Raw genomic sequence first — 12,477 nt, forward strand, 5'->3', positions numbered from 1 at the left:
AGGATTATAGTTCTATAAAAAATAAATCCGTTTAGAAAAAATGACTTTGCTTAATGCTTCTTGCAGTCAATGAAGGTAGCTAGCATCATAAACAGAATGGCGTTTCTAAGGTGTTCTCTGCAAACAACCTTAGAAACGCCATTCTGTGATCTCAGGTAATAAGAGGTTATTTATTAAAAAAATTCATGGTGCGCTCCAACCCAATGGTCCCGAAGGAAAGGCACATCTCAGCGGCTTTCTCAATGTGCGTCGGTAAATCGATTTGCTCATCTGCGGAGAAGGGGCTGAGTACATAATCTACCTGTCTTCCTTTGGAAAACTGGGAATCTACCCCAAACCGGAGCCGTGGGTATTCATTGTTGCCCAAGGTTTCCTCAATATGTTTTAGACCGTTGTGCCCACCGGCGCTGCCTTTGGCCCGCATGCGCAGCTTCCCGAAGGGTAAGGCCAGGTCATCGGTAATGACCAGCATCTGCTGGGCCGGTATCTTCAAGACGCTCAGCCAATGCGCCACGGCTTTGCCGCTCAGGTTCATGTAGGTGGTGGGTTTCACCAGGGTAAAGTGCTTGCCCTTTGTCTTGAATTCTGTCACAAAGGAGTGCCGACCGGTGTCAAAAGAAACCTCATGCTTTTTAGCCAGATGGTCCAATACCATAAAGCCGATGTTGTGGCGCGTGTCCGCATATTCGGGGCCAATGTTGCCCAAGCCCACCAGTAAGTATTTCATATCAGTTGGAATGTCATCTGTTGGCCTAGAAGTCTTTTTCCCGCCAAACCAGTTGACTAAACGTGTAAACATGCCGCAAAGGTAAGGGCTTCTGTGTTTTGGGGCTAATTTTTAGAAAATAGGCTTAGAGCAGATTGAGCCATTCTACAATAGATTGTAAATAACTATGGCTCGGAAGTAACTTCCGAGCCATAGCAGGGGACTAATTATTCAGAAACAGCCTTGGAACCTTACTTTATATAGCGGCTAGGCCTTTCTCCAGATCTGTGATCAGTTCTTCCACTTCCTCAATGCCCACTGATAAACGAATCAAGCCTACTGTGATACCCATGTTCTCCTGCTGTTCTTTGGTAAGACCGCGGTGCGAAGTGCCTAAGGGGTAAGAAATGGAAGTCGTAACGCCTGCCAGGGACGGGGCAAACGGAATGTGCGACAACGCCTGCATGAACCGGTTAACGGCTTCGGCATCATCCGCTATTCTGAAGGAGAGCATGCCCCCGCATTTGCCGTTTCCCTGCGTTTGAGCCAGAGCGTGTTGCGGATGTTCGGGCAAGCCCGGATAGAAAACCGCCTGCACTTTGGCGTGCTGTTGCAGGAACTCGGCAATGGCCTGGGCGTTGCGGGAATGCTCGCGGATTCTAAGTTTCAAGGTTTTTAGCCCTCTGGCTCCTAACCAGCTTTCAAAGGGACTCAGGTTCAGGCCCCATGTCCGCATGATCTGGGCGGCACGGTTTGCGTCTTCCTGGGTTTTAGCGATCACTACACCCGCCGTTACATCGCTGTGGCCCGAGAGATATTTGGTGACACTATGGATGACCATGTCTGCGCCTAACTGCAAAGGCTGGGTGATAACAGGCGAGGCGAAGGTATTGTCCACCACCAGTTTTATGCCATTTTTCCCGCAAACCTGAGCTAAACGCGTTAAATCCATCACCATCATCATAGGATTGCTGATGGTCTCGGCTAACATCAATCTGGTGTTTTCCTGCACATAACTTTCCAACGAATAACTATCGGCGGTAGGCACGTAGGTAACGGAGATGCCCAACCGCGAAAGTTCATTGGAGAGGAGGGAAGAAGACCCGCCGTAGATTTCCTCAGCACACAGCACGTGGTCGCCCGCTTTGGCGTACACCAGCACTGCCGTCAAAATCGCCGACATACCCGAGGAAGTGGCTACTGCCCCTTGCCCGTGTTCCAACTGGTTTATTTCCTGGGCTAGTTCCTCGCTGTTGGGGTTTCCGTAGCGGGTGTACATGTAATGTTTGCCTGGTTCCTGGAAATACGTTTCCAGCGCATTGAGGTCCTCAAAGGTGAAAACCGAGGTTTGATAGATGGGCGTTACTTTAGGCGAGATAGACACGGTGGAATTAATTAAGAATTAGGAATTAATAATTAAGAATCGAAAGTGCATTTAACAACAGCACAGAACAACCAATAATCAGCAACTGACAATCAACAATTCTAAAGGTAAGAAGAAAGCTCTAATCTGGTGAATTCGTTTTTGGCCTGTTCTTCAGAAAACGGCCTGAAAAGCGAAAGCCCGCCTTCTGGGTAGAAGAACGGGCTTTCAGAATGAAAACAGGAAAGAATCTAGGCGATGACAGCTTCGGCCAGGACAATGATTTTGTTGTCCAGAACTTCCACCACTCCCCCGTCAATCTGGAACACCAGTTGAGCACCGGTGGCAGGCGTGATGCGTACCGGTCCGTTGGCCAGGGCACTGATGAGGGCGGCGTGGTTGTTCAACACTTCAAACCCACCATTGATGCCCGGAAACTTCACCGAGGTAACGTCGCCTTCAAATACTCTTTTATCTGGGGTGATGATTTCTAAATACATTGCTATGAGTTCTGAGTTCTGAGTCTTGAGTCATGAGTCATCTTTTGATAAACTCAGAATTTGGACTTAGAAGGAATAAAACCTAATAATATTCTGAGTCTTAAACTCTGAGCCAGGATCTTTTACAGACTCAGAACTCAAGACTCAGAACTCAAAGTTTACTTTGCTTCGGCCATCATTTTCTGACCTTTGGCAACGGCGTCTTCAATGGTACCTACCAGGTTGAAGGCTGCCTCAGGCAGGTTGTCATGCAAACCGTCCATGATTTCGTTGAAGCCACGGATGGTGTCTTTGATGTCCACCAATACACCTTTTAAGCCGGTGAACTGCTCGGCTACGTGGAATGGCTGAGACAAGAAACGCTGTACCCGGCGCGCTCTGTGTACCACTAATTTATCTTCTTCAGATAATTCGTCCATACCCAAGATAGCGATGATGTCTTGCAATTCTTTGTAACGCTGCAGAATCTCTTTCACGCGCTGGGCGGTGTTGTAGTGCTCATCGCCTACTACATCGGCCGTCAAGATACGGGACGTAGAATCCAGCGGGTCTACCGCAGGGTAGATACCCAGCTCAGAGATTTTACGGGAAAGTACAGTGGTAGCATCCAAGTGAGCGAAGGTTGTCGCTGGAGCCGGGTCAGTCAAGTCATCTGCAGGTACGTAAACGGCCTGTACAGAAGTGATGGAACCACGCTTAGTAGACGTGATACGCTCTTGCATGGCACCCATTTCCGTAGCCAGGGTTGGCTGGTAACCTACCGCAGATGGCATACGACCTAAAAGGGCCGATACCTCAGAACCTGCCTGGGTGAAACGGAAGATGTTGTCAATGAAGAAAAGGATGTCACGGCCAGAACCTGTACCGTCGCCGTCGCGGAAAGACTCGGCAATGGTCAAACCAGACAAGGCTACGCGGGCGCGGGCCCCTGGCGGCTCGTTCATCTGACCGAACACGAAGGTTGCTTTAGAGTCTTTCAACGCCTCAGCATCCACTTTGGAAAGATCCCATCCGCCGTGCTCCATAGATTCCATGAACTCGTCACCGTATTTCACGATGCCAGACTCAATCATCTCACGCAGCAAGTCATTTCCTTCACGGGTACGCTCACCAACACCGGCAAATACAGAAAGACCACCGTGGCCTTTGGCGATGTTGTTGATCAACTCCTGGATCAATACGGTTTTACCTACTCCGGCACCCCCAAACAAACCAATTTTACCTCCTTTAGAGTAAGGCTCAATCAGGTCAATTACTTTGATACCGGTATATAATACCTCAGAAGAGGTAGAAAGATCTTCAAATTTAGGCGCATTGCGGTGAATAGGCAGGTCTACCAAACTGGCAGGCTGCGGAATACCGTCAATAGCATCGCCAATTACGTTGAACAGACGGCCTAGCACGTTATCGCCGGTAGGCATTGAAATAGGAGCCGCAAGGTCAGTTACTTCCATGCCACGGGTCAAGCCCTCGGTTGCGTCCATCGCAATGGTACGTACCCGGTCTTCGCCTAAGTGCTGCTGGGTTTCCAGTACCACACGGGCACCGTTCGCCTTCGTCACTACCAGGGCATCCATGATGTTGGGCAACTTAGAATTCTCACCCGAGAAGCTAACGTCCACTACCGGACCGATCACTTGGGTAATTCTGCCAATATTCGCCATTTGGTTGGTTTATAATTATTTAGATAGATACTCACTTCTTTCAGGCTGCAAAAATAGGGCTTTCTTCCCTCATTTCCATAGAAGTATGTAAAAAGTTTCACGGGTAATTCTGCCTTGTAAGGTGACGAAGTTGAAGCGCTAATTGTTTGCTTAGGGTCGTTTTTAGGTCGGTTTTCTAAGAATCTGCCTAAAACCAGAAAACGGCATGGTTGCTTTCTTGAGGAGGTAAAGGTGGAAATAGAAGCATAGAATCTTCGTTTTACAGGTGTTTTCTGGAATGAAGGCCTAAAATCATCTTAAAAGAGGGCCGCTGCTTCTAAAAGAAATCTTTATTTTTGCCCTGTCTTACCAAATCCATATCCGTCTTGGAAACCCAGACCCTGACTACTGTAGATACCGCCCAGAAACTGGGCCTTTTACCTGAAGAGTTCGATCGCATTAAAGAAATTCTGGGCCGCACGCCCAACTTCACTGAGCTGAGTATCTTCTCGGTGATGTGGTCTGAGCACTGTTCTTACAAAAACTCTATTGTTTGGCTGAAGACTTTGCCCAAAGATTCGCCTCGTATGCTGGCGAAAGCCGGGGAGGAGAACGCTGGTCTGGTAGACATTGGCGGTGGTTTGGCTTGCTCCTTTAAGATAGAGTCCCATAACCACCCCTCGGCGCTGGAGCCTTACCAAGGCGCGGCCACCGGTGTGGGCGGGATAAACCGTGATATCTTCACCATGGGTGCCCGACCTATCGCGCAGCTGAATTCATTGCGTTTCGGGAACCCGAACTCAGATAAAACCAAGCGCCTGTTAAGAGGCGTAGTAAAAGGAATCGGGGACTACGGCAATGCCTTCGGAATCCCGACCGTGGGTGGCGAGTTGTTCTTTGATGACTGCTACAACGTGAACCCTTTGGTTAATGCCTTCTCAGCGGGTATTGTGGAAGTAGGGAAAACCGCCAGTGCCACGTCGCACGGCGTAGGAAACCCAGTATTCATCATCGGCTCGGCCACTGGTAAAGACGGTATCCACGGCGCGGCTTTCGCATCAAAAGATATTACCGAAGATTCTGTGAACGACTTGCCAAGTGTACAGGTGGGTGACCCGTTCCAGGAGAAGTTGCTTTTAGAGGCTACTCTGGAGATTCTGGCTACAAACAAGGTGGTGGGAATGCAAGATATGGGTGCCGCCGGTATCACCTGCTCTACCTCAGAGATGAGCGCCAAAGGCGAAAGCGGCATGGAAATTTGGCTGGAAAAAGTACCCATGCGCCAAGCTAACATGCAGCCGTTCGAAATCCTTTTATCCGAAAGTCAGGAGCGCATGCTGGTGGTGATGGAGAAAGGTTCTGAAGACCTCATCTACCAGATCTGCGACAAGTGGGATATGTCCTGCGCCCAGATTGGCGAAGTAACCGACACCAAACGCCTGCGCTACTACGTGAAAGGCGAGCTGGTAGCCGATGTTCCTGCCGAAGACTTAGTACTAGGTGGCGGCGCTCCGGTGTATCACCGCGAGTACCGTGAGCCCGCTTATTTTGCAGAGGCCCAGAAATTCACCATTGACTCTGTTCAAGAGCCCGAAGATTATAAAGCCGTAGCCGAGTTCCTTGCCACGCACCCGAACATCGCCTCTAAGCGCTGGGTGTACAAGCAGTACGACTCCATGATTGGTACAGCCACCTTAACCACTAACCGTCCCGCCGATGCCGGTATTGTGAAGGTGAAAGGTTCTGACAAGGCCATCGCCATCACTGTGGACTGCAACAGCCGCTACGTAAACGCAGATCCGGAGGAAGGTACTGCTATTGCCGTAGCCGAAGCTGCCCGTAACATTGTCTGCTCCGGAGGCGAGCCGGTGGCTATCACCAACTGCCTCAACTTCGGGAACCCGTACGTGCCGGAAGTGTATTGGCAATTTGTGGGTGCCATCAAAGGCATGGGCAAAGCGTGTACGGCCTTCGGGACGCCCGTAACCGGCGGAAACGTGAGTTTCTATAACCAGTCTTCAGACGAAGGACCGGTGTTCCCTACACCAACAATTGGCATGCTGGGTATTCTGGAAGACAAAGCCAACACCATGACCCTGGCTTTCCAGCAGGAAGGTGACGCTATCTATTTATTAGGTGATCCCGCCAATGACATCGCGTCCAGCGAATACCTGTACTCGTACCACGGCGTGAAACTGTCTCCGGCCCCGGCCTTTGACATGGAGAAAGAGCTGCTTCTGCAGAAAACTGTGAAAACCCTGATTGAAGGTAAACTCATCCAGTCGGCCCATGACTGCGCCGATGGCGGGTTGTACATCACGTTATTGGAGTCGGCTATGCCGAATGAACTAGGTTTTTCTATCTCTACCGATAGAAACTTCCGCAAAGACGCATATTTATTTGGCGAGAGCCAAGGCCGTGTGGTCGTGAGCGTTTCACCGGCGCAACAGGAAGCCTTCGAGAAACAAGTATCCGGTAACGGCCTGACTTTCAAAAAAATTGGTGAGGTAACCGCCCGCTACTGCGAAATTGACGGCGAGACGTTTCATGCCATACAAGTCATCAAAAACAGCTATGACACCGCGCTGGAGCGGATTATGGAATAAATTTTTGAAAATTTTTTCGCCTGGTGTATTGCGCTGAAAGAATTCTTTTCTACCTTTGCAACACCAAACGACAACAACTAGTTGTCAGCGGAGATTGTCCGATGGTGTAACTGGCAACACGTCTGATTTTGGTTCAGAAGAGTCCAGGTTCGAAACCTGGTCGGACAACCTAGAAAGCCTCTTAGAGAAATCTGAGAGGCTTTTTTTATGCCCGCTTGGCAAGTTCTTAAAGTGCGCAGCATTCAGGGTTGCTGCTGGCGTAACACTTTCCTGTCATTTCCCCAATTCAATATCCCTACATTTAGAGGTAAACCTTTCTTGCTTTTCCTTTTTCTTCCAAGTATGACCCAAGCTTTCACAATGCTTGTTTGTCTTCTTGATATTCCGTTTTAAGAAGAGGAGAATAGTTCTTCCACAAGCTTTGCTTGTATGCATCATAATTTTCTAGACATGTTTGTCTATTTGTCAAAGAAATCTGCTCTCATGAAGGTGTACAGGAATGGAAGTTCCCCATCAAAGAAAATAGGAAGATGTTAAAGTATTCTGGGCAGAAAAGAATTCTGGTAGCGGTAGATTGTGTCATCTTCGGGTTTGACGGTGAAAGTTTCCGGCTGCTCCTCATCAGGCGTGGATTTGCGCCGCAGCAACAGAAGTGGAGTTTAATGGGCGGTTTTATACGGGCAGACGAAAGTCTGGATCTAGGAGCTAAACGCATCCTGAAAGAACTAACCGGACTGGAAGGTGTTTATCTGGAACAGATTAGTGCATTCAGTGAGCCCAACCGTGACCCGGTGGAAAGAACCATTGGCGTGCCTTATTTTGCCTTGATTGATATCCAGAAATACGAAACACAACTGAGTGCCGACTATTACGCAGAGTGGTTTCTTCTAAAGGACATTCCGCAACTTATCTTTGACCACGCACTCATGGTAGAGGCCGCCATGAAGAGCCTCCGGTACAAGGCAGCATTACACCCTATCTTGTTTGAGTTGCTTCCTGAGAAATTTACGTTTCCCCAACTGCAGACCCTCTTTGAGGGCTTGTACGAAACAACCTTTGACAAGCGGAACTTAAGCCGAAAGGTGCTGTCAACGGGTTTGTTGGTGAAGAAGGAGGAAAAAGACAAAGATGGTTCAAGAAAGGGAGCGTATTATTATGAAATAAATAAAGAAAAATATGGAGAGAGCATGCACGCCTTTCTCAGCTTCATTCCAAAACCAGAGAAGTTGCTCTTGTAAGCAGGTCCCGTAAATAATCTCTATATAATTTCAAACTATACTCAATAACGCTGCAGTTTTAATTGATAAATGAAAAAACGCCCTGAATTCACTATAAAGGATATAGCCGCTGAGCTTGGGTTATCCATTTCTTCCGTTTCAAGGGCGTTAAACGATCACCCGCACCAAAGTGAGGAAACCAAGAGACGGGTAAGAGAGGCGGTAGAGAAACTGAATTACAGGCACAATGCTTTGGCGGCGAGCCTGCGAAACAGCAAATCCAATATTATTGGGTTGCTTGTTCCAAGAGTATCCATGTACTTTATCTCATCCGTGATTACGTCTGTCCAGAACAAACTGCAGGAGTTTGATTACAACCTTATGGTATGCCAATCCAATGACTCGGTGAAACAGGAAAAAGAACTGGTCAATGCCATGTATGCGGCGAGGGTGGAAGGATTGATTGTTTCTACTACCCTGCATACAGAAGATTTCTCCCATTTTGATGTCTTCACCAACGCGAATACCCCGCTGGTCTTCTTTGACAGGGTGCCATTGAACTACAAAGCGCATAAACTGCAGGGAGATGATTACTATGGAGGATATAAAACCACCAAGCATCTTTTAGAGCAAGGCTGCCGGAAAATAGCCCATATTGGGGGGCCACTAACGTGTAGCATTTACAGGGACAGATTCTCTGGCTACCTGGATGCAATGAAAGAATATGGCATTCGGGTAGAGGAGAGCCTGCTTTCCTTCCATGAACTGACCAAGGAAAACACCCTGGAAGACTGCAAGTCGCTTTTCTCAAAGGACACATACCCAGATGCCGTTTTTGCCTGTAATGACACTGCTGCTATCACTGTGGTGCAGTACACAAAAGAAATGGGGTTGAATATACCTTCTGATTTAAAAATTGCTGGCTATTCCAATGACCCGCGTTCAGAGATCATTGACCCAGACATTACCTCTGTAGAGCAACACCCGCATCTGGTGGGAGAAAAAGTAGCGGTTTTGATGATGGACATTATTCAGCAGAAGATCAAGCCTGAGGAAACCATTTCGTTGACTACCCCAGTAGATTTGATTATCAGAAAATCAACCCAACTTCTAACTAAGGAAGAAAGTTCTTCATCTGTTTCCCCAGAAAAGCAATTGCGGTTTTAACACAGTGGAGAGTGCCGCTCGGTACGGTTAGCAAAAGAAAGTTATATTAAGCAATCACCATTAAACTGAATGATGAAGTTTACATTAAAAAATAAAACATCTTGGGCAGGGCTTCTGATAGTAACAGTCCTGACGGGTTCCTGTGTGCAAGCTCCTGGAGCCGAAAGCATCACGGTTAAAAACAGGCTTGACATTGACCGAACAGCTGAGACCGTCACTATCCCGGTTTCTGCGGTAAAAACACTGGTAAAGGAGTTTGGGGCGGAAAATCTCCTGATCAGGGATGGCCAATCAGAAGAGGTGCTGGTAAGTCAGACTATTGACAAAGACATGGATGGAAGTATTGATGAGATCCTCTTCCAAACCGATATCAAAGCCAGAGCAAAGAAGAAATTCTATGTACAAGGTGCTAAGGATGGCGCTGCCAATAGACCAAAGAGTGAGCTAAGAACATACTCCCGCTTCGTGCCTGAGCGCACCGATGATTATACCTGGGAAAATGATCTGGTAGCATTTCGTACGTATGGTCCTGTAGCCCAGCAAATGGTTGAGCAGAACATACCCGGCGGTACGCTTACCAGCGGAATGGATGCTTGGCTCAAGCGTGTGAATTACTCCATCATTGATGCTTGGTACAAAGGCTATCTGAAGGATCCAAACTATTACCATAATGATAGGGGTGAAGGTTATGATCCTTATCACGTTGGTCCCAGCCGTGGCCTTGGCGGAATAGGGGTATGGGAAAATGATACTCTGTATGTTTCCAAAAACTTTATCAGTTACAGGAAGATAGCGGAAGGTCCTATCAGAACGCTGTTTGAACTTACTTACGCGCCTTGGCAAGCTAACGGAAGAACGGTGACAGAAAAAAAGCTAATAAGCCTGGATCTAGGTAGTAACATGACCCGCTATGAAGTAGAAGTTAAAAGTGATCAGCCGTTGCCAAACGTAACCATCGGGATTACCCTGCATGATAAAAAAGGCGAGGTGAAAGGCAACCTGCAAGCCGGTTGGTTCCGGTACTGGGAACCAATGGACAAGTCACAGTTGGGAACGGGTATTGTCGTGAATCCGTCTTCGGTACAGAGTTTTAAAGACTACCGGACGCAAGCCAGGGATATGAGTCACCTGTATGTGATGGCTACCCCTAAAAGCGATAAACTGGTGTATTATGCTGGTTTTGGATGGGTGAAGAGCGGACAGTTCAAAACCGCCCAGGAGTGGGACCAGTATCTCGCCACATTTGCCAAACGACTGGCATCACCCTTGGAAGTTTCGTTCTAACTTTGCGAAGTAACTTAGAAAGTACGAAAGCTTTACTACTTTTTGACCCCTCCCGTTTCAGGGCTGTTTAAGAAAAAACAGCCCTGAAACGGGAGGGGTCTCTATTTATGAACTAGCAAGAAAGGCTGTAGAGTGCTGCTTTAAGCAAGGAGCAAGAGAACTCGTATGTGTTTGGTTTTTGGTTTCAAACTAGGGCAGATTAAAACCTTGCAGCTTACCACGTAAGCAGGCCTGGTGCTTCTATGTTTCGAGATTTCGCAAAGGTTAGCTGGGGAAGCCAGACTGAAGGGTGTTAATACTTGAGAAAGGATCATATTGACTCCAATACTGATTTGTAAACAGCTCTGAGTCTTATTTGTCTTGTGAAGCCTTGTCGTACTCATATCAACCTTTGCGAACTAAGCAGTAGAGCACCTGTGGAAGGAGGAAGTGTGTTATTTTTAAAATATTATAATAATATCCATTTCATATTGCTAATTCTACAAAATGGCTTTTAGTGCCATTATAGGGCTGTATTGTATTAAACAAACATTTTATGGAATGAGTATGGGAGCGCTTATCGGGTAGGTTCGAAAAAAATATAAGTGTTTTTTATACATCTATTGCATGAATGTTAAAAAACTATTAGTTTTATATCAAATCCTTAAGAGTATTAGTGTTTAGCAGTAGTGATGTAAGCTATTGCTAGTTTTTACTGATTTTCTGGAATCGTTTCCATAAACAGCAGACTTATAAAACCTATGCAGTTAGCTTCTATCTCTTCTGAAAGTGTTCTGATGACAGGCATTTGCAAAATTGCAAATGATGAATTAGTCTGGAAACGTTTCCAGTTAGGAGATGAAGAAGCTTTTGCTACCCTTTATGAGCGGTATGTGCAGGTGATTTATAACTATGGCCGCAAGTACTCAGAAGATGAAGCTTTGCTGGAAGATTGCATTCATGGCCTGTTCCTGGACCTTTGGAAAAATAGAGCCAATCTGTCAGTGCCAAACTCAGTAAGATTCTACCTCTACGCCTCCATTAAGAGAAGAATACACAAGGAATCGCAAAAGAGAAAAGAAATGACTTGTGAAAACTTCACAGACATGGAGAGAATGAGTTCTGAAGTGAATAATTCAATAGAGGATTTGATTGTCTATACCCAGAGTAGAGCCCAGCAGAAAGCGTCCTTAAAGCAAGGCTTACTGTTATTATCAGCTAATCAAAGAAAAGCCATACTTCTGAAATTTTATAAGAACCTTAATTTTCAGGAGATAGCCTCAGTGATGAACATAAGTATTGACAATGTTTACAAACTGGTAAGCAGAGGGTTGGTGGTTCTCAAGAAAAATGTAAAGAATTTAAATGTGGTTTAATAAAGCATAACATAAGTATTCATTATAGGCCAGATGAATTATAGGGATGCGTTCGTTTATCTGGTTTTTAATATTTCATGAAATATTTAGAAGTTCCTGTCCAATCTTTATTTGATTAGTCTCTCTGTGGGCATATCAAAGGAGAAATGAAAGATGGACAAGTTTCATAAATATCTGGACTACTCATCAGATGACTTTGTAGAGGACATTTTCTTTTGGAAGTGGGTACTGGGAGAGGATAAAGTAAATGGATCTATCTGGAAGGAGTTCATAAAAAGGAACCCAAGCAAAATAGAAGCTATAGAGAAGGCAAGGGAAAGAGTGCTCCAGTTAAATGCCGAAAAATACCGACTTCCAAGTGAAAGAGTAGCTTCAATTTGGGCAAAGATCCAAGAGTCAAAAAACAAGATAACTGCCTCTGATCTGAACAGTTCAAACTCTGGTTTAACAGTCACCCTTGCCTTGAATCCCCCTCAGGCGCTTGATTGTGCAATTTTTGTGTTAACACTTTATTTAGGCCTGTTGCTTTCTTAGAGTAGATCAAAGCCCAAATTTTAAATATTGGCTTGAAGGAACACAAGCTGTTATGAGAAGGCATGAAGTAACCCGTTTCTAATCTGCATGAATTAAAATAAA

Annotated in this window: 10 protein-coding genes and 1 tRNA gene; 7 read left to right on the forward strand and 4 right to left on the reverse strand. The window is 46.3% G+C overall.

Features of this window, described 5'->3' with window-relative positions:
* Window positions 1–166 precede the first annotated feature (166 nt).
* The 4 genes from pth to atpD form a co-directional block, all read right to left on the reverse strand.
* Window positions 167–727, reverse strand: a complete 561-nt coding sequence (gene pth / locus ACY0JR_RS17875; protein ID WP_462635564.1) for an aminoacyl-tRNA hydrolase — start codon at window positions 725–727, stop codon at window positions 167–169.
* Window positions 728–962: 235 nt separating this feature from the next.
* Window positions 963–2,090 (reverse strand): trans-sulfuration enzyme family protein, encoded by a 1,128-nt coding sequence (locus ACY0JR_RS17880; RefSeq protein ID WP_462635525.1) that lies wholly within the window; start codon window positions 2,088–2,090, stop codon window positions 963–965.
* A gap of 230 nt (window positions 2,091–2,320) precedes the next feature.
* Window positions 2,321–2,569 carry an ATP synthase F1 subunit epsilon gene (atpC, locus tag ACY0JR_RS17885; protein WP_181306027.1) on the reverse strand — a complete coding sequence of 83 codons (249 nt, stop codon included), beginning with the start codon at window positions 2,567–2,569 and terminating at the stop codon, window positions 2,321–2,323.
* Window positions 2,570–2,727: 158 nt separating this feature from the next.
* Window positions 2,728–4,233, reverse strand: coding sequence for a F0F1 ATP synthase subunit beta (gene atpD / locus ACY0JR_RS17890; RefSeq protein WP_462635526.1), 1,506 nt, complete (start codon window positions 4,231–4,233; stop codon window positions 2,728–2,730).
* A 365-nt stretch (window positions 4,234–4,598) separates the two neighbouring features.
* Between atpD and purL the strand changes: the two genes are divergently transcribed.
* The 7 genes from purL (at window position 4,599) to ACY0JR_RS17925 (ending at window position 12,375) form a co-directional block, all read left to right on the forward strand.
* Complete coding sequence (purL, locus tag ACY0JR_RS17895) at window positions 4,599–6,818, forward strand: phosphoribosylformylglycinamidine synthase subunit PurL (RefSeq protein WP_462635527.1); 2,220 nt, start codon at window positions 4,599–4,601, stop codon at window positions 6,816–6,818.
* 95 nt (window positions 6,819–6,913) lie between these two features.
* Window positions 6,914–6,986, forward strand: a tRNA-Gln gene (locus ACY0JR_RS17900).
* 362 nt (window positions 6,987–7,348) lie between these two features.
* Window positions 7,349–8,056: an NUDIX hydrolase gene (locus ACY0JR_RS17905; RefSeq protein ID WP_462635528.1), complete on the forward strand. Its 708-nt coding sequence runs from the start codon at window positions 7,349–7,351 to the stop codon at window positions 8,054–8,056.
* A 69-nt stretch (window positions 8,057–8,125) separates the two neighbouring features.
* Window positions 8,126–9,202, forward strand: a complete 1,077-nt coding sequence (locus ACY0JR_RS17910) for a LacI family DNA-binding transcriptional regulator (RefSeq protein WP_462635529.1) — start codon at window positions 8,126–8,128, stop codon at window positions 9,200–9,202.
* A 72-nt stretch (window positions 9,203–9,274) separates the two neighbouring features.
* Entirely contained in the window at window positions 9,275–10,486 is a 1,212-nt protein-coding gene (locus ACY0JR_RS17915) for a DUF4861 domain-containing protein (RefSeq protein ID WP_462635530.1), read from the forward strand.
* Window positions 10,487–11,226: 740 nt separating this feature from the next.
* The gene (locus tag ACY0JR_RS17920) at window positions 11,227–11,841 is read left to right on the forward strand and encodes an RNA polymerase sigma factor (RefSeq protein ID WP_462635531.1); all 615 of its coding nucleotides are present in this window, start codon (window positions 11,227–11,229) and stop codon (window positions 11,839–11,841) included.
* Between the two features lie 153 nt (window positions 11,842–11,994).
* The gene (locus ACY0JR_RS17925; RefSeq protein WP_462635532.1) at window positions 11,995–12,375 is read left to right on the forward strand and encodes a hypothetical protein; all 381 of its coding nucleotides are present in this window, start codon (window positions 11,995–11,997) and stop codon (window positions 12,373–12,375) included.
* The last annotated feature ends 102 nt before the right edge of the window (window positions 12,376–12,477 follow it).

It is taken from the genome of Rufibacter sp. JT3400010 (assembly GCF_054956755.1).

Coding starts and splice junctions, on each gene's coding strand:
- pth (WP_462635564.1), bottom strand. CDS start 727: ATGAAATACTTACTGGTGGGCTTGGGCAACATTGGCCCCGAATATGCG.
- atpC (WP_181306027.1), bottom strand. CDS start 2,569: ATGTATTTAGAAATCATCACCCCAGATAAAAGAGTATTTGAAGGCGAC.
- atpD (WP_462635526.1), bottom strand. CDS start 4,233: ATGGCGAATATTGGCAGAATTACCCAAGTGATCGGTCCGGTAGTGGAC.
- ACY0JR_RS17905 (WP_462635528.1), top strand. CDS start 7,349: ATGTTAAAGTATTCTGGGCAGAAAAGAATTCTGGTAGCGGTAGATTGT.
- ACY0JR_RS17910 (WP_462635529.1), top strand. CDS start 8,126: ATGAAAAAACGCCCTGAATTCACTATAAAGGATATAGCCGCTGAGCTT.
- ACY0JR_RS17915 (WP_462635530.1), top strand. CDS start 9,275: ATGAAGTTTACATTAAAAAATAAAACATCTTGGGCAGGGCTTCTGATA.
- ACY0JR_RS17920 (WP_462635531.1), top strand. CDS start 11,227: ATGCAGTTAGCTTCTATCTCTTCTGAAAGTGTTCTGATGACAGGCATT.
- ACY0JR_RS17925 (WP_462635532.1), top strand. CDS start 11,995: ATGGACAAGTTTCATAAATATCTGGACTACTCATCAGATGACTTTGTA.